The 20,915-nt window shown below is 47.8% G+C and carries 25 protein-coding genes; 15 read left to right on the top strand and 10 right to left on the bottom strand.

The features are described 5' to 3' along the window. Positions 1-3 precede the first annotated feature (3 nt). The 4 genes from ABVS15_RS10025 to ABVS15_RS10010 are packed head-to-tail and all read right to left on the bottom strand — an operon-like array spanning position 4 to position 3,583. Positions 4-1,707 (bottom strand): DUF2326 domain-containing protein, encoded by a 1,704-nt coding sequence (locus ABVS15_RS10025; protein ID WP_369283591.1) that lies wholly within the window; start codon positions 1,705-1,707, stop codon positions 4-6. Then, entirely contained in the window at positions 1,682-1,924 is a 243-nt protein-coding gene (locus ABVS15_RS10020) for an ABC-three component system middle component 7 (protein ID WP_369283590.1), read from the bottom strand. The genes ABVS15_RS10025 and ABVS15_RS10020 overlap by 26 nt, the downstream gene beginning before the upstream one ends. Then, positions 1,902-3,338, bottom strand: coding sequence for an ABC-three component system protein (locus ABVS15_RS10015; RefSeq protein WP_316323447.1), 1,437 nt, complete (start codon positions 3,336-3,338; stop codon positions 1,902-1,904). The genes ABVS15_RS10020 and ABVS15_RS10015 overlap by 23 nt, the downstream gene beginning before the upstream one ends. 32 nt (positions 3,339-3,370) lie before the next feature. Continuing rightward, positions 3,371-3,583 (bottom strand): helix-turn-helix transcriptional regulator, encoded by a 213-nt coding sequence (locus ABVS15_RS10010; protein ID WP_117418225.1) that lies wholly within the window; start codon positions 3,581-3,583, stop codon positions 3,371-3,373. A 297-nt stretch (positions 3,584-3,880) separates the two neighbouring features. Between ABVS15_RS10010 and ABVS15_RS10005 the strand changes: the two genes are divergently transcribed. The 12 genes from ABVS15_RS10005 to ABVS15_RS09950 all read left to right on the top strand — a co-directional run bounded on the left by ABVS15_RS10005 (position 3,881) and on the right by ABVS15_RS09950 (position 12,759). After that, entirely contained in the window at positions 3,881-4,039 is a 159-nt protein-coding gene (locus ABVS15_RS10005; protein ID WP_170313502.1) for a hypothetical protein, read from the top strand. 154 nt (positions 4,040-4,193) lie between these two features. Continuing rightward, positions 4,194-4,646, top strand: a complete 453-nt coding sequence (locus ABVS15_RS10000) for a sigma-70 family RNA polymerase sigma factor (RefSeq protein WP_369283588.1) — start codon at positions 4,194-4,196, stop codon at positions 4,644-4,646. Positions 4,647-5,292: 646 nt separating this feature from the next. Continuing rightward, complete coding sequence (locus tag ABVS15_RS09995; protein ID WP_207715825.1) at positions 5,293-5,679, top strand: type II toxin-antitoxin system PemK/MazF family toxin; 387 nt, start codon at positions 5,293-5,295, stop codon at positions 5,677-5,679. Next, the gene (locus ABVS15_RS09990; protein ID WP_369283587.1) at positions 5,676-5,834 is read left to right on the top strand and encodes a hypothetical protein; all 159 of its coding nucleotides are present in this window, start codon (positions 5,676-5,678) and stop codon (positions 5,832-5,834) included. The genes ABVS15_RS09995 and ABVS15_RS09990 overlap by 4 nt, the downstream gene beginning before the upstream one ends. A 92-nt stretch (positions 5,835-5,926) precedes the next feature. Then, complete coding sequence (locus ABVS15_RS09985) at positions 5,927-7,507, top strand: recombinase family protein (RefSeq protein ID WP_369283586.1); 1,581 nt, start codon at positions 5,927-5,929, stop codon at positions 7,505-7,507. 1 nt (position 7,508) lies between these two features. Further along, entirely contained in the window at positions 7,509-8,396 is an 888-nt protein-coding gene (locus ABVS15_RS09980) for a recombinase family protein (RefSeq protein WP_369283585.1), read from the top strand. Next, the gene (locus ABVS15_RS09975; RefSeq protein WP_369283584.1) at positions 8,378-9,997 is read left to right on the top strand and encodes a recombinase family protein; all 1,620 of its coding nucleotides are present in this window, start codon (positions 8,378-8,380) and stop codon (positions 9,995-9,997) included. The genes ABVS15_RS09980 and ABVS15_RS09975 overlap by 19 nt, the downstream gene beginning before the upstream one ends. A gap of 99 nt (positions 9,998-10,096) precedes the next feature. After that, positions 10,097-10,378 carry a DUF4314 domain-containing protein gene (locus tag ABVS15_RS09970; RefSeq protein WP_117418221.1) on the top strand — a complete coding sequence of 94 codons (282 nt, stop codon included), beginning with the start codon at positions 10,097-10,099 and terminating at the stop codon, positions 10,376-10,378. Between the two features lie 14 nt (positions 10,379-10,392). Further along, on the top strand, positions 10,393-10,764 hold the full coding sequence (locus ABVS15_RS09965; protein WP_369283583.1) for a hypothetical protein: 372 nt from the start codon (positions 10,393-10,395) through the stop codon (positions 10,762-10,764). A gap of 84 nt (positions 10,765-10,848) precedes the next feature. Next, the gene (locus ABVS15_RS09960) at positions 10,849-11,715 is read left to right on the top strand and encodes a DUF1016 N-terminal domain-containing protein (protein ID WP_369283582.1); all 867 of its coding nucleotides are present in this window, start codon (positions 10,849-10,851) and stop codon (positions 11,713-11,715) included. A gap of 410 nt (positions 11,716-12,125) precedes the next feature. Then, positions 12,126-12,356: a helix-turn-helix transcriptional regulator gene (locus tag ABVS15_RS09955; protein ID WP_369283581.1), complete on the top strand. Its 231-nt coding sequence runs from the start codon at positions 12,126-12,128 to the stop codon at positions 12,354-12,356. Next, positions 12,343-12,759 (top strand): DUF2178 domain-containing protein, encoded by a 417-nt coding sequence (locus ABVS15_RS09950; protein WP_369283580.1) that lies wholly within the window; start codon positions 12,343-12,345, stop codon positions 12,757-12,759. The genes ABVS15_RS09955 and ABVS15_RS09950 overlap by 14 nt, the downstream gene beginning before the upstream one ends. A 197-nt stretch (positions 12,760-12,956) precedes the next feature. Here ABVS15_RS09950 and ABVS15_RS09945 read toward each other — a convergent pair whose 3' ends face one another. The 6 genes from ABVS15_RS09945 to ABVS15_RS09920 form a co-directional block, all read right to left on the bottom strand. Continuing rightward, positions 12,957-13,460 (bottom strand): hypothetical protein, encoded by a 504-nt coding sequence (locus ABVS15_RS09945; protein WP_369283579.1) that lies wholly within the window; start codon positions 13,458-13,460, stop codon positions 12,957-12,959. A gap of 3 nt (positions 13,461-13,463) precedes the next feature. After that, entirely contained in the window at positions 13,464-13,667 is a 204-nt protein-coding gene (locus ABVS15_RS09940) for a hypothetical protein (protein ID WP_369283578.1), read from the bottom strand. A 30-nt stretch (positions 13,668-13,697) separates the two neighbouring features. Then, a complete protein-coding gene (locus tag ABVS15_RS09935) occupies positions 13,698-14,165 on the bottom strand; it encodes a GNAT family N-acetyltransferase (protein ID WP_369283577.1) in 468 nt (155 codons plus the stop codon). Between the two features lie 230 nt (positions 14,166-14,395). Beyond that, positions 14,396-16,123, bottom strand: a complete 1,728-nt coding sequence (locus ABVS15_RS09930) for an ABC transporter ATP-binding protein (RefSeq protein WP_369283576.1) — start codon at positions 16,121-16,123, stop codon at positions 14,396-14,398. 14 nt (positions 16,124-16,137) lie between these two features. Further along, positions 16,138-17,883: an ABC transporter ATP-binding protein gene (locus ABVS15_RS09925; protein ID WP_369283575.1), complete on the bottom strand. Its 1,746-nt coding sequence runs from the start codon at positions 17,881-17,883 to the stop codon at positions 16,138-16,140. A gap of 60 nt (positions 17,884-17,943) precedes the next feature. Then, positions 17,944-18,570, bottom strand: coding sequence for a TetR/AcrR family transcriptional regulator (locus ABVS15_RS09920; RefSeq protein ID WP_369283574.1), 627 nt, complete (start codon positions 18,568-18,570; stop codon positions 17,944-17,946). A 313-nt stretch (positions 18,571-18,883) separates the two neighbouring features. Between ABVS15_RS09920 and ABVS15_RS09915 the strand changes: the two genes are divergently transcribed. From ABVS15_RS09915 to ABVS15_RS09905, 3 genes are all read left to right on the top strand, one after another. Then, positions 18,884-19,348: a VOC family protein gene (locus ABVS15_RS09915; RefSeq protein ID WP_369283573.1), complete on the top strand. Its 465-nt coding sequence runs from the start codon at positions 18,884-18,886 to the stop codon at positions 19,346-19,348. Positions 19,349-19,615: 267 nt separating this feature from the next. Beyond that, entirely contained in the window at positions 19,616-20,095 is a 480-nt protein-coding gene (locus ABVS15_RS09910; protein ID WP_369283572.1) for a TrmO family methyltransferase, read from the top strand. Positions 20,096-20,184: 89 nt separating this feature from the next. Further along, positions 20,185-20,820, top strand: coding sequence for a hypothetical protein (locus ABVS15_RS09905; RefSeq protein WP_369283571.1), 636 nt, complete (start codon positions 20,185-20,187; stop codon positions 20,818-20,820). Positions 20,821-20,915 lie beyond the last annotated feature (95 nt).

The following is a 20,915-nucleotide window of genomic DNA, read 5'->3' as shown; positions in this document are numbered from 1 at the left end:
TCCTTATTCTTTATCGTTTCGCTGTTCTGTTTTCGCCTTATCCTCGGCATCTGCTCTGGGTATGGGCTCCGTCTCTGGCACAGCATTTTGCCGACTCCAAGACATACCAAACAATTCATTGCCCACGGACAGGCGGAGAACTGACGCCTTATCAACGATTTTGTATGTATTTGGTGTATAAGTATCTGCCTTATCAAATGCGATGAACACTTGCTTGCCGTTTTCACCGCTTTTCTGATACAAACCAAGTATCTTTTCAAAATCCGCATCCTCTATGCGCTTAACGATGCTTGAATCATGAATCAGAACAGGGAGCGGAGTTAAAGCAAGCATACTCAGATCGTACACTACCAGACTCTTAAACGCTGTTCCTTCACTCTTATCATCGGGGGTTTCAAACTCAAAGGTCTTGTCCGGTTTTAGCGTCAATTCTGGTGCAGTTCTGTCACCGCCGGTAATAATATCATTAATTCGCTGCATTTCAGCGTTCACTTCATCCTGAGCAGCGGCGAGAGCTTCTTCCTGCCGTTTGCGGAGATTCGCCAGCAGATGTTCAATCTCCTTGCGCTTTTCCATTTGCTCCATTTCGCCTTGCAGCGCTTCATTCTCTTCAACCAGTTTTTCTATTTCCCGTGACACACGGGCGTACTGAGTAAGAATGGATTGCGAGAGCGATTTGGCGACTCCTGAACCCTCGATTTGCTTCTCATAGTTTGCAATATCGGCATCTATGTATTCAATTTGCGGCGTCAGCCGTGCAATTTCTTCCTCAATGTCAGCGCGAAGAAAACCGTTGATCTTAGCATGGAAAGCTTCAACATCAGTAAAAGCATCAATTTTAGCATCAGGGAAAAAATGGAGCAGCGCCGAAAAGTCTTTTTTTAGCGCTCCGTCATTACCAGGCATATTGTTGCGGACTGCATTAAGCTGGGATATCAAACGACTCTTCCGGCGGCTCAGTTTACCTAACTCACTCTTAATTTCAGCAAGCCGCTCCGCTTGCTGTGGATCAATACCCAAAGCGCGCAGGTTGGCCTCTTCATTTTGTCTGCACAGCCTCTCCCTGCGTTTTTCCAGACTTTCTATTTTTTCCTTATTCTCGCCAATATCAGCCGTGATATCCGATATGGAACGTTCCGCTTGTTTGCTTGGCTTGATGCCATAGCTTTCTTCGGCGGTTTTCAGATTCTGGATGGCTTCAAACTTATCCAATAATTTCATAAGGTACTCTACAGCCGTTGCCATTGATTCGCGCTCGCTTTGCAGAGGCTTGTGTTCGTTATGACTTCCATGGCCGTAAATACGGAAGAATCTTTCTACAATTTCATCGAAAGTAATACCCCTCAGGAGTATTCTATACTCATGGAACAGCCATTTGCGATAGTTCGGCACACTCATTTCCTCAATGACATGGAACTGGCTGTCGCAGCGATTCACCACGGACGGGCGGCTTGTGCTTCGAGAAAAAAAGTAGGGAAAATCATCAAATTCAAAGATAAAGTTTATCGTGTGGTGATCAATATAAGTGATCACATCCTTTGCGGATTTCGGGTAGTTATCCCCTCCAAATACAAAATCCAGTATCAGCAGAAAAGTGGACTTGCCAATAGCGTTGCTGCCATCCGAACTGCCAAGGATGACGTTAAGCCCAGGTCGGAAATCTTCCGGCTGAGTTTTAAACTTATCGCATGTTATCCGCTTTAACATAGTGGAGTACCTCCGTCCCGTCAGGTATTTCTATTTGCCCAAGTTTATACAAACAATCAAGGGCATCAAGAAATATGCTTATTTCTGATACTTTTGTCCGTGTCGCTTCGAGCAGTTCATGCGGGGTCATATCCCGCTCCTCTAATTTCTCCAAGATAGGCGCGAAAAGAGCAATGACGCTATCGGAGAAGGAATTAACTTTGCTTGGTATTTTCATTGAACAAATCACACCTTTTCACTAAATATCCAACAATGATCTCACAGGCATCTCTATGTCTCTGTCCAACTTGTGAAAATAGTTTTTCAACTAAGAGATCCGCTATGTATTCCTGTGGATCGATAATATCTGATTTTTTCTGTATTCCACTCTCGAGCAGCTTATAAGCGGATTTCATTAACTCCCCAAACATATTCGTGTCAAATCCGATTTCCTGTTCAAGACGGGAGCAAGTGTTTTTTACAGTTTTATATAAGCGAGCCATACTCGCATTAATCTTGTCCTTCAGGAAAGGTTCGTGAATCTTACGCTCAATCTCAACCAAATCCTTGATATCTGTTGGTTCCAGTCCTTGCGCATTCTTTGTCTTATGAACTTCGCGCAGAACAGTCTCTATTTCATCCTGAAACTTAATACCGGATATTCTGTCAAGAAATGCCTGAATATCCGCACAACGGTGTTTTTTTTCAAGCAACTCTGCTATTTCATCAGATGACATCACCGGAACAAGAGGAGCACATTCGTTTGTACATAATGCTACCGCATTTTCATAGCTGTCCGCTTCATCTGGTGACTGCTTCAAATAGACAATTTCACAGTTTTTAACCGGAATCTTCCCTCGCTTGGGAATTCCAAGATAACCACCGCAATATAAACACTTTCCATTAGCTTCTGACAGCAGAGTAACAAGCAGGGAATCGTCCTGCTTTGATGGCTGAGGTAGTTGCTTGATTTTGTCTATAACATACTCTGCGACACCTTCGGCGAATTCTGTATCGGTCTTTCCGTTTCTATGATCATAAGTGCGGACCCGATCTGACACATTATCCTCAAGGAGCGTTATTTCTTCAATCCGAGATGTGAAGGAAAGAACATACTCTTGTGTAACAGATCGAATCGTCTTTTTACCGCTTCGGTTCGTAGTGTTTGTGACAACATATAAAAAGACTCCGGCCAAAAACGAATGAAAACAGAATTCGGTTTGTGATGCCAATTCTTTTTTGGTTATGCCATTGACCAGCTCGACTTTCGTATCATCGTAAATACCATGTATTTTCTTCCCATCTTTTTCAGGAAGATCATTACCAATCATGTCTTTAAGTGTCAGGATTATCTGCTTGGATAAATTACTGTCCAACAGTTTGATGACATTGTTCTTAAAGTAGCTGGCTACTTCTTGTGGAACGGCGCTGCGGGCTGGCCCAGTAATATCTTTTGAGAGATTTTGTTCACACCGCAATAATTTTGATGTGGCATCTTCTCTGACACGATCTGCATTTTCCTGCCCTGAAAATGTAAACTCATAATTGGGGGCAACAGAATGAAGAAGTGCTTCGCACAACTGCTTATTATCAATATTAACTGCCTTGCACGGAACAAGAATCGCTAAATATGAGCCAAAACATAACCTCATGCCGAAACCCTCCATTCAAACTGAACTGTATCCTATTTATTTTCTTCATCAATATAATCGACGATATCTCCAATATTACATCTGAGAGCCTTACATATGCGCGCCAAAACGTCCATGCTGACCGGCAGTTCTTTGCCTAACTTTGCCATAGTAGTTGTAGTTAAGCCCGTCATAGCCATCAAATCTTTTTTCATCATTTTTCTATCTATCAGTATTTTCCATAGCTTATTGTAGCTGAACGCCATAATATCTCCTCCAAAGAGCTTTGCCCTCAAATAGCCTATTTGGAATATTTTATCACGTTTTGAGACTGATATCAAGGTTAACTTGATTAACGCTGATATTGGCTTTGCATATTTAGACTTCATGCATGAACTTGGTACAATATTAAAAATTCGCTACTCACACGCTACTGGAAAGCTATTCCCACACCTCCAAGCTTGTCCCATAAATTAGTATGCTGTTATTGCGTAAGGCGATAACAGCTTTTGCTTTATATGCCTGAACACTCAAAAATCAGTCGAGGGGAGGGAAGTATTTCTATGACCGAAGTAAGAAACCTGAATAAAAAACGCATCGGCGATATGAGCAGCGATCAACGTCTGTTTGAAATTCAAATAAAAGATTGCGTTACTCGCATCACCGTAAATACCGATGGCACATTGAACATAACGCATGATCGTGTAAAACCTGTAGCATAACCGTACCTCAGTAACAAAAATGAAATCCGCCAGAACGCAAGACGGCAGTGCGGAACTTCCTGCAAAGGAGGTTCTCCTGCCGTCTTGTTTCGTTTATGCGGATTCAACGGTTCCGGCGGATTTCAAAAATTTGAAATTCAAAGGAGCAAATTTTATGAAAAGCATCAAAAGAGATACTCAGCGTCAGAGGGAGAGCAAGAAAAAATACCAAATCAAAGTGCAGGGTCAGCTTGTGCCGGTCAGCGAAGAAGTCTATTTTACCTATCACCGCATGAAGCGTCGTGAAACCTATCTGGAGGAAAGGGATACGGCAAACGGCGTCTTTTATTACAGTGCCATGGATACGGCGGAAACTACAGGTGAGGATGGTATTCCAGACCTTGTCTCTCCCCGTGTGGAGGATGTGGTCATGGACAAGCTCATAACGGAAAAGCTCCACAGGTGCCTCGCACAGCTTTCTAAGGAGGAACAGGCTTTAATCTTTGCCCTGTACTTTCAAGGAAAATCTCAGTCGGAATTGGAGCGGGAAACCGGTATCAAGCAACAAACTATCAGCTACCGTGAACGACAGATTCGGCTGAAGCTCAAAAAAATGATAGAAAAGTAAAAATATTTTTTGTAGACCCCCTCACGAAATCGGCTTAGTAGTGAGGGGGTTTTTCTATTCACCCTCACTGCTCTTTGAAAATTTCATATCCGACGACCTGAATACGTTAGCTGACGGCCCCAAAAAAGGGAAAGCGACCCCGGAGGATGCGCCAAGACCACCTGTAGGCAGGCAGTAAGAAAACGAAAGCACTTATTTTCTGTTCGTTGTTTCTTTCTGCTCCTATCAAAGACGGCCAAATAAGGTGCAAAGCGGTACCCATCCGTCCGAAAAGCAGGCTGTGGCAGCCTGTTTCGCAATGACCCCGTCAGCCTATATTGATACTTCTGTCCAGTCACAGCCCCCCTTGGCAGGGGGATCACGCAATGAGGGCAGCCAGCGGAGATCCCGGTGGAGGTGAGATTCCTATGATGCGGTGAAGCCAACCGCAGTTCAGGCCGTCGCCTTTTGAGCTCTTATACACCAGAGCTCTGTGTGCTTGGGGAATAGTGTTGAATTAAGCACCGTTATTACAGAAAAAAGACTTAATGTCAGAAGCAATGGAGATCGCCCTGCCTGCAAAGGTTCTCACAGCAAAGCAGATCATACAGGGCGGTCTCTATTTTTGTGCCATTAAGAATACCGGCATAAGAAAAGAGGTGTGTATTTGAAACAGTTCCATAATACCATTTTACGAGGCGACATCTACTACGCAGATTTAAATCCAACGGTCGGCTCGGAACAAGGCGGTGTAAGGCCCCTTGTCATATTGCAAAACAATGTTGGAAACCGCTACAGTCCCACCGTGATTGCCGCCGCCATTACCGCGAAGCCGAAAAAGCCGCTCCCCACCCATGCAAGCATCGGTCATGCCTGCGGCCGCCTGAAGGAGTCCTTTGTGCTTCTGGAGCAGATACGCACCATCGACCGCAGCAGGCTTCGGGAATATGTCGGCAGGCTGGATGAACAGGAAATGCAAAAAATTGACGAGGCACTGGCAATCAGCGTCGGGCTGGCTCCGGCGCCTATTTTATCAGGGAGGGAAACGCCATGACAAACGCACAGGTATCCGATAATCTGATGTACGCTGCCGCCCTGCAGCAGCTCACACGGCTTGCAGCCGTCAAGGGCATGACCAACAAGGAGCTTGAACAGGTTAAAAAAGACTTGGAACGCAGGCTGCGCCCCACCATCATCGCGCCCTGCTGAGTCCCGGAATTGTTTTCTGAATATTATCAACTATTCAGTAGCTATATGCCGGGAGGTGTGGTAGTGTATGTCGTTGAAAGGAGGGAAAAAAGATGTATCAACCCAATTCAACATCGGCAGAACCGCCCAAAATCACATTGATACAGGCGAGAAAGCCGCAAATTGCAAAGCTCCGTGTGGCGGCATATGCCCGTGTGAGCAGCGACTCGGAGGATCAACAGAACTCCTACATCGCACAGGTGGATTATTACACCCGTCATATCGCCGCACAGGAGAGCTGGGAGCTGGCGGACATTTACGCAGACGAGGGCATTTCCGGTCTTGTGGCAAGCAAGCGGGATGAATTCAACCGCATGATTCAAGACTGCCGCGACGGAAAGATTGACCGCGTCCTCGTCAAATCCATATCCCGCTTTGCGAGAAACACCAAGGAATATATCCAGTATGTGCGGGAGCTTCTTCGGCTGGGCATCTCCATCCACTTTGAGAAAGAAAACATCGATACAGGCAAGATGACGTCGGAGCAGATCGCCACCATCTACGGCGCTTTTTCACAGATGGAGTCACAGAACCACTCAAACAATATGCGGATCAGCGTCCGCATCCGCATGGAAAAGGGCGACTACCTCTCGCCGTCCGAGCCTTACGGCTACCGACTGGAGGGGCGCACCCTGATGATTATCCCCGAACAGGCCGAGGTGGTGCGCCGCATTTATGCCGCTTATCTCAGCGGTCAGGGAAAGAGTGACATCGCAGACGATCTGAACAAGGCAGACGTCCCCCGCACCAAGGGGCGAACTGTCTGGCACCCAAGCACAGTGGCATACATCCTCACCAACATCGCCTACACCGGAAATATGCTCTGGCAAAAGAGCTTCGCCACCAACGAAATCCCGTTCCGGCAGGTGCGCAACAAGGGTGAAAAGCCAAAATATTTTGTAGAGAACTGCCATGAGGCGATTATTTCCAAGGAGGACTTTCAGCGGGTGCAGGCGCTGATGGAAAGCCGACGGAGGCAGACAAACGGAACGGTTTCCTCCGCACTGCTGGCAAAGAAAATCCGCTGTGAAGGCTGCGGAACCCTGTTCCGCAGAAAAATCGTCAATGAAAAGATCTACTGGACTTGCCGGAGGCATGACCGTGACAAAGACCTTTGCCCCACCTCACAGATACCGGAGGAACAGATTGTCACGGCAATCCTCCGCATGTACCACAAGCTGAAACGGCATCGCGCGCAAATCCTGTCCCCGGTCTTATCTCAGCTGACCGAGCTTCGGGAAAAGGAGCTTCGCTCCAACCGCAGAATCAATGATATCGACAAAGAAATCGCCCAGCTCACCGAGCAGAATCTCGTTCTTGTTCGACTCAAGTCGAAGGGATACGTAGATTCTGCTCTTTATTTATCCCAAACCAGCGAAATTGACTTTAAGCTCCGGGAGCTGCGCCGTCAACGCCGCCGCATCATGGAGGCCAACGGTGAGGACAGCCAAATCAAAGCCACCCAAGCCATGCTGGATTATCTGGAGGACAGCCCCGAATATCTGGAGGAACTCACGGAGGAAGTGTTTGAAACGCTGGTGGAGAGCATCACCATCTCTTCGGAAACGGCGATGAGTATAAGCCTTTACAACGGTCTGACGCTGAAAGAAACCATGGAAAGGACGGTGCGGTAATATGGCATGGCAGAGAAAAATCCCCTTTGGGTACACCATGAAAAAGGGAGAGATACAATGCAGCCCCAAAGAATCGGCGGCGGTCAAAGAGATTTTCAGGCTTTATGCGGACGGCATGGCCTACAGCAAAATTGCCGCTGAAATGATGCGCCGGGGGCTTCGTTACCACAGCCACACGACTGAATGGAACAAGCACATGGTTAAACGCATCCTTGAAAACGAACGCTATCTTGGGGAAAAGGAATATCCCCCCATCCTTGAGCCGGAAGCCTTTCTGCAGGCCCAGCTTGTCAGGGGAGAAAAGAATACCTATACACCCTGCCCGGACTACATCAAGCCCATCCGTGAAAAGGCGGTCTGCGGCGTGTGCGGTGGCAGGATGATCCGCGATACCAGAGCTGGGGGAAAGCCCCGCTGGTACTGCGAAAAGGAGGGCTGTACCAACCGCCGTTACATAGAGGACGAGGACATCCGCACAGCCCTATCCGAAAGGCTGGATGTGCTGGCGCAGACCCCGAACCTCTTAGAATGGTCCCTGCCGCAAAATACAAATGAGACGACGCTGGAGGCGGTACGCATCCAGAACGAGGTCATCCGGGAGCTGAACAAAGCGGAGCCGGGACCGGAGTACACCAAAATGCTGATACTGGCCTGTGCCGCAGAGCAATACAGCGGACTGCCTGATTCTATGCCTTATTATCAGATGCAGAGACTGAAGGAAAAAATCCTCACCCAATCTATCAATGCGGAACTTCTCAGAGAGCTTTTTACAACCGCAGTACAGGAAATCCAATTTACCGCCCACGACGGTCTCCGCTTGCAGCTCATCAACGGAAAATCCCTTGAAGCAGATGGAAAGGAGGATGCAAAGTGCCCGAAAGCGCAGTGAGAAAAGTCACGGTGATTCCCGCAGATCCCAAGCACAACCAAAAGGATATCCGCAAACAGCGCCTGCGGGTAGCGCCCTACTGCCGCGTTTCCACCAGCTCCGAGGAACAGCTCGACAGCTATCAGGCGCAGATTGAATATTACACCGAAAAAATCGCCGCCCAGCAGGAGTGGACCATGGTGGATATGTTTGCGGACGAGGGTAAAACCGCAACCTCTACCAAAAAGCGCAAGGATTTTCTGCGGATGATCAAAGCCTGCGAAAAGGGCAAGGTGGATCTGATTATCACCAAATCGGTGTCCCGGTTCTGCCGGAATACACTGGACGGTCTGGATTATGTCCGCAGGCTCAAGCGGATGGGCGTGGGTGTTTTCTTCGAGAAAGAAAATGTCAACACCCTCTACATGGACAATGAGATGATTCTCACCTTTATGATGAGTCAGGCACAGGCCGAAAGCGAGTCTATGAGCGGAAACATCCGCTGGGGACACCGCAAAAATTTCAAGGACGGCAAGGTTTACTTCCATTATGCTGGATTTTTAGGCTACCGCAGAGGCGAGAACAATCTGCCTGAAATCGACCCGGAGGAAGCGGAAATCGTCCGCAGGATTTTTTCACGGTATCTGATTGGGCACAGCGTAGCAAAAATCATCGCAGACCTTGAGGCAGATGGCATCAAAACGGCGCGGGGGCATAAAAAGTGGAATGACGGCGTGATACGGGGGATGCTTCGAAACGAAAAATATATGGGGGACGCTCTGCTCCAGAAAACCTACATCGCAGACCTTTTTACCCGCCAGACTAAGAAGAACACCGGTGAGCTTCCCAAATATTACGTGGAGAACAGCCATCCTGCCATCATCGACCGGCTGACCTTTCAGCGGGTGCAGGAGGAAATGGCACGGCGCTCCAGCCTGAAAAAAGTCAGCACAGCCGCCAAGACCGAGCTTGCCAAATACAGCGGCAAATATGTGCTGACCGAGCTGTTATCCTGCGGGAACTGCGGCAGCCCTTACCGCAGGGTGACATGGACCAGACCGGAAGGTAAAAAAATTGTCTGGCGGTGCATCAACCGTCTGGAGAATGGTAAGAAGTTCTGCAAGGACGCCCCCACGCTGGAGGAAAGCCGGATTCACACTGCGGTGGTCAGTGCCATGAACGAAATGTTCAGTCAAAAGAGCTTGAAAGCGATTCTGCAGGACAGCATCCGAACAGCCCTTTTGCCGGAGAACGGCGAAACCAGCCTCGCAGCCATCGACAGCAGGCTGTCCCAACTGCGGGAACAGCAGTACAGGCTTCTCCAGCTTGCTGCCGCCGTGGGAGCGGATTCCACCCAATACGACGAGGAACTGAAAAAGGTCAGCATGGAATTCTCCGCACTGGTGGCAAAACGGAGCGAGCTGGAGAAAAATAAGCAGGATACCGAACAGGCGGATGAACGGGCGGAGCAGCTGGCCGCCGAGCTGGAAGCGGTGGACACCGGCATCACCACATTCGATGAGGTCACGGTGCGGCAGCTGATCAGCGCCATCACTGTACTCAGTGAAGAAAAACTACTCATCCGCTTCAAGGACGGAACGGAGATTGAGCAGATCATATAAGGGCAACGGTAATCAGGTGCGGGGAAATATCCTGCACCTGATTTTCTATATCCCATAAGTAGCTGAACACAAATTCAAAGCATATCAGGAGGAATGAAAATGTTTTTCGATTACCAAAAAGCACAGCGGATGAAGGAGCGGTATCCCAGCGGAACCCGTATCCGCCTCGACAGTATGGACGATCCCTACGCCCCCATTGCGCCGGGTACGGAAGGGACGGTAGATTTTGTGGATGACATCGGCACGCTTCACTGCACCTTTGACAATGGGCGCACCCTCGGTGTCGTTCCCGGAGAGGACAGCTTCTCGGTGCTCTCGCGTCCAGCACCGTCTGAGCCGGAGGAAAGTCCCACTCCGCAGTTCGGCATGAGGATGGAATGAAAGGAGGATGCACCGTGAAACGGATTACGACAGATGAACTTCGCACCATGACAGACCGTGAAGGATTGATTCTTCAAGGCTGCGGCGGGGAGCTTTCAGAATGGGTAAACGGCATCAACGAGCTGCTGACGCAGGAAGGCATCCTGCAAAACGGCGATATCTTCAAGGATGTTTTCGCTTTTGAGCATGACGGCTGCACCAATCTGCTGTTTTCTATGGAAAATGTGGATTTGCATATGGGAAAGCTCGCCATATGGCGTTTGCAGTCACACAGTGCTTTCGGCGGCACTTGGCTGAGTGATTATCTTCCCAACCGGCTGGGCGTTCATATGGATGAAGCAACTGCACAACAGGACGGCGGCCTTGAAATGAAACAAAGCTACTAACAATCCCAAGCATTTCACCGGCGGAGCTTGCTCTGCCGGGTACATAAAAAAACAGGCTCCCACGGAGCCGGAAAGGAGAAGTCTATGAAAGCGTTGAAAAAGAACAGTGCCCTGTATCTGGAACAGATTGCCTCTGCGGTAGCTGAATGCTATGAAAAAGACGAGAAGCCCTGCAATTGGGCATTGCTGGAGCTTTATACACGGATTGGTCAATGCATCTGCTGTCAGGGTGAAAAAGCGTTTATCCCGCATTTGGCTGAAATGCTCGCCGACCGGTTTCCATCGCTGAAGGGCTTCTCCCTTCGCAATCTCCGCAGGATGCGTGATTTTTACCGCACTTATGAAAACAGCCCGACTCTTATGAGCAGGGCACAGTCCCTTGGCTGGACACAAAACGCCGTGATACTGGAGTGCTGCGAAACCGATGAGCAGCGTTCATTTTATATTGACCTTGCGGCGGAACGGAACCTTTCCAAGCTGTCGCTCATGAATGCCATTCAGGAGGATGCCTTTGCCGATACCCTCCATGTAGAAAATTGCTCCGAAAACGTGGAACCCAGCTGCGCCCCTGTAAGCGATAGCCGCATCGATGAAGCAGTAGACACCACCACATCAGTTGAAACGGCGTGTGAGCCGTTTGTGACAGCGTGTGAGCCTCCCCGCCAAGGGGATACTCTGCTCCGAGGCACTGGCAGTGGCTACAGTGAAATTCTCACAATAATTCCAACCGGCAAAAGAATGAAAAATATGCGAAAACAGTCCATTTCATGCTGGCAGGCTTACCCGTTTCTGGAGCGCTCCGCTTCGCCAAAACCATTGGCGCAGAAACAAATCATCCATTTAAAGCCGCCGCCCGATATGGTTCAACCGAAGAAGCTCCCGCCGCCTTTTATCAGAAAACAGGGCAGGAATTATCAATGGCAAGTACATCGACCGAAAACAGCCGCATAATTATTTGAACACGGCCATGAAGAGTCTGAGGATTTATGGCATCATAAAATTGGTCATTGCCTGCGGAGAATCTGATTTATTTTGAGAATTTGGCGCTCTCTTTGGAGAAAGATAAGAAATCTTTTTTCCACGGTGTCCACATAAGAATAGGTCAAAATAGATACAGGGCTGAAAAAGTCAGTATTTATGCGACCTGACGAGGGTTTTGAATTTTTTATTCAAAACCCTCGTTTTTCATAGATACACCTCGCTTTTTAATAAAGAAGCGAGGCTTTTTTATTTTAATTTACTTTTTTTGCTTCAAACTCTCTTTCATATACACTTTTAAACAAACTTGACAATTTACTTGTTATATAATAATATGAAGCTAACTTCACGAGAAGTTTGCTTCATATAAGGGGGAGGAGAGCATGATAACAAAGGTGAAAGACTTAAGGAACAAGGCCAACATGACACAGCAGCAATTAGCAGATTTAGTCTATGTTTCTTCCAGAACCATTATATCTATCGAAAAAGAGCAGTACAGTCCTTCCTTGATGCTGGCGTATCGGATGGCTAAAGTATTTGAAACAACGGTGGAAGATTTGTGTTGTCTGCAAGTAAATAAGGAATTGGAGGATAAACAGCGTGAAGATTTATGACAAGAAGAAACTTGTATACGGAATTATGTCCCTGCTCTTAGGCTTAACTCTGCTGACATTGGGATTTTTAAAAGGGTTTGATGTGAAAAGAATTATCTTATGCGTTTTAATGTTGGTGATTGGTATCGGTGAGTTATTTATCAGTATCAATAAAGAAGCCGCAAAAAAAGAACACCTTGAGGAATCAGATGAACGCAATCGTCTTATTTCGCTTACATCCACCAGCAAAGCTTTTCACATAGCAAAGAATATTAACTTTGTTTTGATGCTTTTCTTTCTGATCGTAGGAGCGAAACAGGAGGTCCAACTCATTATGGGTGTCGGAATGGGTTTTGCGTTTTCCTTTTCTGTGATGATGTTTACAGATATTTTTTCCAGCATTTATTATGAAAAGCACATGTGAGGGAGAAATAAGAATGGCTCAGACGCACACTTTTTTATTTCAAAGATCGGGATTCCACCCTTGCGGCTTATTTTGAGCAGAACGCCACGACTGAAAAGTTTGAGAATTTCGATGGGGAACGATGAATTATTTTAAATGAGTAAGAAAAAGCGGAAAGGCAAGAGTTTCTACCCTTGGCTTTCCGCTTGCCTGTCGTTTTAATCTATTTTGGATAAACGCAATTCGTAAAACTGACGTACCCACGCGGGAAAATCCTTATATGCTTCATCCTCAAGGATTTTTAAGAGTGTCCTTTTGCCGACACGCCTGTCCATGATTGCCAATACTCTGATAATATAGTTTTCGGATGTAAGAGCTTCTTGAATCGGCATATTGCGAAATTGAAGAACCGCCTCTAAAAAATCCATCTCACAATAAGTGCAGTTGGCATCCCATGTAGGCTTCATTTTTTCGACCAGCTCTTCATAGGGCGAACCGGGCATTTTATCGTATAAAGGTGTAATGTCTCGCTCCTGATAATACATTTTTATCCATGAGAAGCAGACCAGCTCTTTGCCATCAAGCAAGATGGCTGCTCTGCCGTAGGAGTTGTGCACATCATGATACCGTGTGAGAAAGTATGTAACCCTGTTTTTTAATGCGTCACAGAGAGCTTCATTTAATTGCTTTTTAAGTCCTGCCCATGATTTGTAATGATCCATAAATTATTTTTCCTCAGATTCATCTAAAACGTGTGTTCCTTTGGTTCCATCGGGATTGATGTAGAAGCCGTCAATGATCTCATTCATTCCGCCGCCGAATGACCAGCTGTTAGCCTCTATAAAGGCAATGAATTTATCATAAAATTCATCTAAGGTGAGGCTTTCAGGGATTTCTACACAGCCCTGTATTTCAATTTCCTTACGCATAATCATCACTTCCTTTTTTGTTTCAACTGGCTATTTCATCGTGGCCTTTTCCATTATGAAATTAGTAAGTTTAATATCGTTGCGAACCACCAGATTTTCTTGAACAACAAAATAACCGTGTTTTTCAAAAAAGGGTTTCGCCGTAATGGAAGCATGAGTGGTAAAAAGAGAAATATTCTTAAGTCCTGCCTGTTGTTCCAGCTTGTTTATAATAGCTGCCGCAATACCTTTGCCTTGATAATCCTTATGAACAAAGAGTTTGTCAAGATATCCGGTATCGTCCATATCTCCGAAACCTACGATGACACGATTTATCTCTGCGACCAATGTGTTATGGGCCAAAAAAGACTTATTCCAAACGGATATGTCTACATTTCCTGTTGCCCAAGCATTAAGCTGAGGGTTTGTATAATCTCTCGCATTTATGGAGTGTACGGTATTGAAAAAAAGCTCCGCTAAGGCAACACAGTCCTCCGGTTTATAGTTTCTTAATTCCATGGGGCCTCCTATGAAACAGATACTATATATAATCTGTATTGAAATATAGTGTTGATCCAGAAATATAGTATATCTCACTTCTTTATCAAAGTGAACTACTTTATGGAAATCGTCACCACCATCAAGGAAAAAACGCAGAGCAGCACCGCCCTGAAAAAAGTCATGGATTATGTGGCGCATGCTGAAAGTAACCTTTGTCGGGCCAAAAAGGTGTGGATATATCCCACTTGCTATGCCAGTTTCCAGCCCACAGCCTCCTGGCGCAGACCGATAAAATCGGCGTACAGGCCGGGTTGCTCCAACAGTTCTGCATGGGTGCCGCGCTGTGCGATATGGCCGCCGTCCAGCACCAGAATCTGGTCGGCATCTTTTACGGTTTTCAGCCGGTGTGCAATCATTATAATGGTTTTGTCGTGGGTCAACGCATTGATGGCTGTCTGAAGCTCCACCTCATTCTCCGGGTCCACGCTTGCCGTGGCCTCGTCCAGAATGATCATCGGCGCGTCCTTGATAATCGCCCGCGCAATGGAAATGCGCTGCTTTTCCCCGCCGGAGAGCGTACCTCCGCCCTCTCCCAGCACTGTATCATAGCCCTCCGGCAGCGCGGTGATAAAGTCGTGACAGCAGGCTTGCTTAGCAGCATCCATCACCTGTTCGTGTGTGGCGGAGGGCCTGCCAAATTTGATATTGTTCTCAATGGTGTCATTGAACAAATAGACATTTTGGAATACCATAGAGATATTTTTCATCAGGCTGTCCAGCTTGTATTCCCGCACATCGTGGCCGCCAACCAGAATCTTTCCGTCATCCACATCCCAAAAACGGGCAATCAAATTGCAGAGCGTGGTCTTGCCGCCGCCGGAGGGGCCGACCACGGCAGTGGTGGTTTTTTCCGGAATTGTAAAGCTGATGCCGTCCAAGATCGTGCGGTCACCGTAAGCAAAGTGAACATCCTGAAATTCGACGAAGGCATGGGAGGACGCGATTTCCTGTCCGTCAATATCCATGGTGGGCGTATTGTCAATGGAGTTGGCTTTGTCCATGGCGGCACCCAGCATTTGGAGTTGATCGGACATATTTCCGGCACTTTCCAACTCTGCGTAAATCAAGAAAGAAGCAATCAGCATCAGCAGGCAGCGGGCCAGAGACAAGGTTCCTCCCGCATAGAAAGCCAGCGCCGCAACAACGATTGCCACACTGAAAATCCGCACCGTAATTTGGCGAATTCCCGACCAAGGCGTGATCGAACGCACCAGTGCCAGCGCCTTTTGGCAGCTGTCGTCCACAGTATTGTAAACTGCCTGCCCGCTGTCCTTTTCCAGCCCATAGGACTTCACCACACCCATGCCCTGCACATATTCCAGCACTTTCTCTACCAATGTTTCCTGAATATACTGGCGGGCGGGGCCGGTTTTAGAGGTGGCACTCTGGGAAAGCTCCGTGACCGCCAGATAGCATAAAATGCCCGCAATGGCGATCAGGCCCAGCCGCCAATCGGCAAACAGAAGCATCAGGCACAGAGCCAGCGTATTCAGGAATCCGCCGATCACCATAACAAGGCACCGTGCGGCGGTATTTTCCACATCGCCCAGCGTAGTGGTGACCACTGCCGTGATATTGCCGAGACTGTTGTCGTTAAAATATCCCATGGGAATGTATCGCAGACGGTCGCCGATATGTACCCGCTTCTCCGCGGCCATATGGTAGCCCGTATCCGTCTCGGCATTGGTGGAGTAGTAGGCACAGGCAATGTGCCCCAGAATAGAAACCAGCATGATGCAGGCAACCGGCCAAACAGTCAACTTTGCTCCGCCCACCACCATATCCATCGCCAGCATCAGGGCCAAAAACTGGAGCGATGCAAATAGTGCGCCCAGAAGGGATACCCCCATTGCTTTTTTCAAAAGTCCCCGCTTGCCTCCCGCAAAGGCAAAAATCTTTTTTAGTATGCCAAACATAATATTCTCTCCTCTCAGGCCGCGTCCCGGGTACCCAGATATGCTTTCCACATTTGGGCGTAAAGCGGGCATGTTTCCAGAAGCTTCGCCTGGTTTCCCTGTGCCGCAATCCGGCCGTTTTCCACCACCACAATAGTATCCGCACCGGCGATGGTCCCCAGATGATGGGCAATGACGATCAGGGTCTTTCCCTTTGTCAGCGCAGAAATAGCGCGTTGAATCAGCGCTTCGTTTTCCGGATCAATGCTGGCGGTAGCCTCATCCAGAATCACGATGGGTGCATCCTTAAGCATGGCGCGCGCAATGGAAATCCGCTGGCGCTCTCCGCCCGAAAGATGTCCACCGCCCTCGCCGCAAACAGTGTCGTAGCCGTTCTCCAGCGCCCGGATAAACATATCGCACCCGGCGGCCCTGGCGGCGGCTTCCACTTCTGCGTCCGCTGCATCCGGTCGTCCCATGCGGATGTTATCCCGTACTGTCCGGTCAAACAGGTAGTTATCCTGCGCCACATAGGCGATCTGCCGATTCAACTGGTCCAGCGGGATATCCTGTAAATCAACGTCCCCCAATGTAATGGCACCACCCGTCACGTCCCAGAATCCGGCAATCAGCTTGGCAATTGTGGATTTTCCTGAGCCGGAAGGCCCAACCAGTGCAGTCACCGTGCCGGGGTGGATATCCAGATTGATTTTATGAAGAACTTCTTCCTTCACTTCCCCGTAAGTAAAAGAAACATTTTTCAGCGTTACCCCGCTGCCGCTGAGCTTGGCAGGCTGCTGGGGCCGCACAAGCTCCGGCGACTCCAGAATCCCCGCGATTTCCCCCACATTAGTACCTACGATTGCAAGCTCATCCACAAAGCTCAGGGCGGCAATCATTGGTCCGGTGAGGCCGAGGGACAAAACGATGACCGTAAGAAAATCCGCGGCGCTGAGGCTTCCGCTGTTCCAAAGCAGCAGGCCTGTGGGAAGCACGGAAACCAGAACGGCGGGCAGGATGCTCTGCCACGAGGCCATGTATTTCTGGTTGTCATGCATCCAGTCCACGAAATACCGGGCGTTGTCTTCCACAGCTCCGGCGTATTTTTTGTAGGAACCGGCGCTCTGACTGAAGGCCTTGACCACCTGAATGCCGCCCACATATTCCACAATGGCGTTTGCCATACGGCGGCCGACTTCCACCGCCCCCTTCCAGCGGACGGCATAGGTTTTTGTGCTCTGGGAAACAATCAGCAGACCGATTGCCGTGGTAACCAGTGAGGCAAGGCCCATCCGCCAGTCCAGCACAAAGATGCTGATGACAAGTGTCAGAGGAACAAGCAGGTTGGAGGTCATCTCCGGAATCAGGTGGGCCAGCGTTGGCTCCATCCCCTCCACCCGATCCACAATGGTGGTTTTATACTGCCCGGAGGGTGTATTTAAAATGGTTCCCATGGGTACCCGGGAAAGCTTGCTCAGAAGGCTCTTCCGCAGATCCCGCAGAGTATGGTAGGTGGCGGTATGGGACATGCCGGTGGACAGGCTGGAAAATACCGCTTTTATCAAATATCCTCCCAGCATCAGCCCGCACCAGGGCAGGCATTCCCGCAGTCCCCCGCCCGAGAGCAGCAGCCTGATGATCGCAGCAACACACAGATAGGCCAGCATGGTACCTGCTACCCCGATGACAGCCAGAACCACTGAGCCGCAGAACCCTCCGTGGTATGCGTTTGCCCATCCCCATAGCTTGGCAAACGGGGAAGGCTCTTTTTTGGTTTTCATAAATTACATCTCCTTATTTAGTTAGATATTGCTAACCTGGCGGCGGAAAAACAGGGGCGCTCAGCCCCCTGCTATTCCCAAAACCTTAAACCAGCCTGCGGAATAAAAATCCCGCAAGCTTTCCATGTACTTGGCGGCTTTCTCCCTGGGCATATCGTGGCGGATTGTTTCAAACATGCCGTTGAATAATGCGCCGGAGAGAATGTGAATCAACCCGTCGTCCAGCGCCTGTGCAGGAAGACCATTCGCTCGCATGCGGTCGATCAGCTGATGCCCTGCCTCGGCTTCGATTTCAATCAGGGTGTCGATGTAGTGTTCATATCGGGTGCCGGCAGAGCAGCAGGCGATGAGCTTAAACGCATCAAAATGGTCGTAGAGATAGGCCATCATCCAATCTGATTCATGATCTGTAATTTCAGGCATATTTTGAAGCTGTTTGTCCAGCGACTGAGCAGCAAAAGAGCGTTGACGCTCCCGGTAGCGTTCGGCAAATACGTGGGAGGGTTTTTCCACCAATTCCTCAAACAGCGCTTCCTTGTCGGTGTAATACCGGTACAGCGCACCGGTGGTGACCCCGGCTGTGGCAGCGATATCCCTCATATTTGCTTTCAGGAAACCATAGGTCATAAATTCTTTTTTTCCCGCCTCTAATAAGGCGGCGGCAAGTTCCTCGTTGACAGGGCGCATAAAGCCTCCTTAATATAACGTTGTTATTTAATAACGATGTTATATTAAATCGACATAGAGAATTTGTCAAGCCCTTTGATGGGTGAAATGAACCTTCTAATAAAAGAAGTAAAGCTCGGAACATGTCCCCGCCCCTCAAAATAAGCTTATCGCCTATGGCAATTCTACTTCGTTTGGAATAACCTAAAAATTTATTTTCTGACGCTCTCCCATAATTAAAGCCATGTATGAGTTCAAATTCTCATACATGACTTTTTGCCTACTTAATGATAAAATGAAGCAAAGATTATTTATATTACCGGAGGATATTCAAATGAAATATGAGGGCGTTTGTATCGCGGTGAAAGATATAAATCTTTCCAAAAAGTTTTATCAAGATTTATTTGAATTGGAGGTATTTCAGGACTATGGAAGAAACGTCTCCTTTGGCGGATTGTCTTTACAACAGGACTTTGACTGGCTGTTAAATATTCCAAAGGATAGCATTTTAAAAGAACCTCACAATATGGAGCTGTACTTTGAGGAAGATAAATTTGATGACTTTATTGGAAAATTACAGCAACGCAAGGATATTAGGTATGTAGGAGATGGCGTTAAGGAAGCTGCCTGGGGACAACGCTCCATACGTTTTTATGATTTGGATGGACACATGATTGAGGTTGGCGAAAATATGAAAATGGTTGTAAAGCGTTTTCTTGATTCTGGAATGTCGATGGAAGAAACGTCCAAGCGCATGGATGTGTCTGTATCGGACTTAGAAATACTTTTGAATAGCTAATTACCGATCAAATAAGCAAACACCTTTGTTCGTTTTAAGCCGTACTGATTAAGCTGAACTTGATAACCAGAAAAGCGCGGGCAGCCTTGCCGTTATCGGCTTAGTTGCCCGCCTTTTATTTCACCGGCACATCCCCGATGCCGTCAGGGATCAACTGCACAAAAAAGTTGCTTCAAAATTTTATAAAAAAAGCTTGTAGTATAAAAACACATTGCTATACTGGAATTAACGGTACCGTAAAAAATCTAATTTCAAAGGAGATTCTTTATGGATAAACATTTTACAGTAAAGCAAATCGGCGTCATTTGCGCGGATGAGGGTGGATTTCGCATAGAAATTGCACCTGAATATAGGGATTCACTGGTTGGCTTAGATGGTTTTTTTTATATCAATATTCTTTGGTGGTTTTCTGGCTGTGATAACGAACAGGACAGAAGCGTTTTGTCGGAAACTAAGCCATATACAAAAGGACCGGACACACTGGGCACATTTGCTACGCGTTCACCGCAGCGCCCGAACCCCATTGCACTATCATGTGCCTATGTCACTTACATTGATGTAAGTCATGGAATTGTCGGGCTTGCCTATATTGATGCGAATGACCAGAGTCCCGTTCTCGACATGAAGCCTTATACACCAAGCCTTGACCGTGTGGAAGAACCGGAGGTCCCCGCGTGGTGCAGGCACTGGCCGAACAATGTAGAAACCAGTGGAGAATTTGATTGGGAATCCGAATTTAACTTTTAATTAAAAGGAGACACAGCGTAGCGCGTTTAAAGTGACTCCAAAAAGGTAGAGAAATTTTTAAGATCATCAAAGGAGCTGGCAGTTATTAAATGAAGTTCACTTTTTTGTTAAGTCCTTATGAGGAACGGGGCAAATCTCAACTGTTTGATGCCCTTAATAAATTGGCGGAGATGAAAAGCAGAAAAGCATGCCCCAAGATGTGGGCCGGGATCGATAAGCTGAACGCCGTTCCAAGGGGATCAAAAGGCACCTCTGAAAAAAAGCGGAAACGGTATAAGGTTTATGGAGGGTTTTTAATCATTCTGGGGCTGTTTGCCCTCATTCCTGGTGTTATGGCGCCAAAGGAGCTTTTAGATGTGCTGATTGTTGGCGCGGCTGCTTTTTTGTTAGGGGTGGTCTACCTGTTTCAGCCCCAAATAAATTCCCATCAACGTCTACATAAGGAAACAGAGCGGATTTGGTCCGGATATAAGACCCTTGATGAAGGCAAAAGCGCAACGGTCGTTTTTCAAGACACGGGCATCTGGGAAAATGATCAGATGCTGGTGGCCATTGAAGACTTATTGCAGGCCGCATTTTGTCAGGATGTGATTCTGCTCAATTGGGAAAAGGGCTTCATTCTTCTGCAAAAGAAAGACTTGCAGGATGCGGACGCAGACCGGTTCCTCGAATTTATGAAAAGCCAGCCAGCCCTTGAGATTTATCAATTGGAAAGCGCTGCTTAATTTGAAACGACGGAATATTCGTTTTACCCCGATGCCGCAGACCATAAGAATCCGAAGCTGTCCCGTTGGACAGCTTCGGATTCTTTCTTTCATAT

It is taken from the genome of Oscillibacter sp. GMB15532 (assembly GCF_041020825.1).
GTDB lineage: Bacteria > Bacillota > Clostridia > Oscillospirales > Oscillospiraceae > Oscillibacter.
This window is presented reverse-complemented; position numbering and strand designations above follow the sequence as displayed.

What these genes read in the sequence shown, in the direction of transcription:
- ABVS15_RS10025 (WP_369283591.1), bottom strand. Translation starts at nt 1,707, where the DNA reads ATGTTAAAGCGGATAACATGCGATAAGTTTAAAACTCAGCCGGAAGAT.
- ABVS15_RS10020 (WP_369283590.1), bottom strand. Translation starts at nt 1,924, where the DNA reads ATGAAAATACCAAGCAAAGTTAATTCCTTCTCCGATAGCGTCATTGCT.
- ABVS15_RS10015 (WP_316323447.1), bottom strand. Translation starts at nt 3,338, where the DNA reads ATGAGGTTATGTTTTGGCTCATATTTAGCGATTCTTGTTCCGTGCAAG.
- ABVS15_RS10010 (WP_117418225.1), bottom strand. Translation starts at nt 3,583, where the DNA reads ATGGCGTTCAGCTACAATAAGCTATGGAAAATACTGATAGATAGAAAA.
- ABVS15_RS10005 (WP_170313502.1), top strand. Translation starts at nt 3,881, where the DNA reads ATGACCGAAGTAAGAAACCTGAATAAAAAACGCATCGGCGATATGAGC.
- ABVS15_RS10000 (WP_369283588.1), top strand. Translation starts at nt 4,194, where the DNA reads ATGAAAAGCATCAAAAGAGATACTCAGCGTCAGAGGGAGAGCAAGAAA.
- ABVS15_RS09990 (WP_369283587.1), top strand. Translation starts at nt 5,676, where the DNA reads ATGACAAACGCACAGGTATCCGATAATCTGATGTACGCTGCCGCCCTG.
- ABVS15_RS09985 (WP_369283586.1), top strand. Translation starts at nt 5,927, where the DNA reads ATGTATCAACCCAATTCAACATCGGCAGAACCGCCCAAAATCACATTG.
- ABVS15_RS09980 (WP_369283585.1), top strand. Translation starts at nt 7,509, where the DNA reads ATGGCATGGCAGAGAAAAATCCCCTTTGGGTACACCATGAAAAAGGGA.
- ABVS15_RS09970 (WP_117418221.1), top strand. Translation starts at nt 10,097, where the DNA reads ATGTTTTTCGATTACCAAAAAGCACAGCGGATGAAGGAGCGGTATCCC.
- ABVS15_RS09960 (WP_369283582.1), top strand. Translation starts at nt 10,849, where the DNA reads ATGAAAGCGTTGAAAAAGAACAGTGCCCTGTATCTGGAACAGATTGCC.
- ABVS15_RS09955 (WP_369283581.1), top strand. Translation starts at nt 12,126, where the DNA reads ATGATAACAAAGGTGAAAGACTTAAGGAACAAGGCCAACATGACACAG.
- ABVS15_RS09945 (WP_369283579.1), bottom strand. Translation starts at nt 13,460, where the DNA reads ATGGATCATTACAAATCATGGGCAGGACTTAAAAAGCAATTAAATGAA.
- ABVS15_RS09940 (WP_369283578.1), bottom strand. Translation starts at nt 13,667, where the DNA reads ATGCGTAAGGAAATTGAAATACAGGGCTGTGTAGAAATCCCTGAAAGC.
- ABVS15_RS09935 (WP_369283577.1), bottom strand. Translation starts at nt 14,165, where the DNA reads ATGGAATTAAGAAACTATAAACCGGAGGACTGTGTTGCCTTAGCGGAG.
- ABVS15_RS09930 (WP_369283576.1), bottom strand. Translation starts at nt 16,123, where the DNA reads ATGTTTGGCATACTAAAAAAGATTTTTGCCTTTGCGGGAGGCAAGCGG.
- ABVS15_RS09925 (WP_369283575.1), bottom strand. Translation starts at nt 17,883, where the DNA reads ATGAAAACCAAAAAAGAGCCTTCCCCGTTTGCCAAGCTATGGGGATGG.
- ABVS15_RS09920 (WP_369283574.1), bottom strand. Translation starts at nt 18,570, where the DNA reads ATGCGCCCTGTCAACGAGGAACTTGCCGCCGCCTTATTAGAGGCGGGA.
- ABVS15_RS09915 (WP_369283573.1), top strand. Translation starts at nt 18,884, where the DNA reads ATGAAATATGAGGGCGTTTGTATCGCGGTGAAAGATATAAATCTTTCC.
- ABVS15_RS09910 (WP_369283572.1), top strand. Translation starts at nt 19,616, where the DNA reads ATGGATAAACATTTTACAGTAAAGCAAATCGGCGTCATTTGCGCGGAT.
- ABVS15_RS09905 (WP_369283571.1), top strand. Translation starts at nt 20,185, where the DNA reads ATGAAGTTCACTTTTTTGTTAAGTCCTTATGAGGAACGGGGCAAATCT.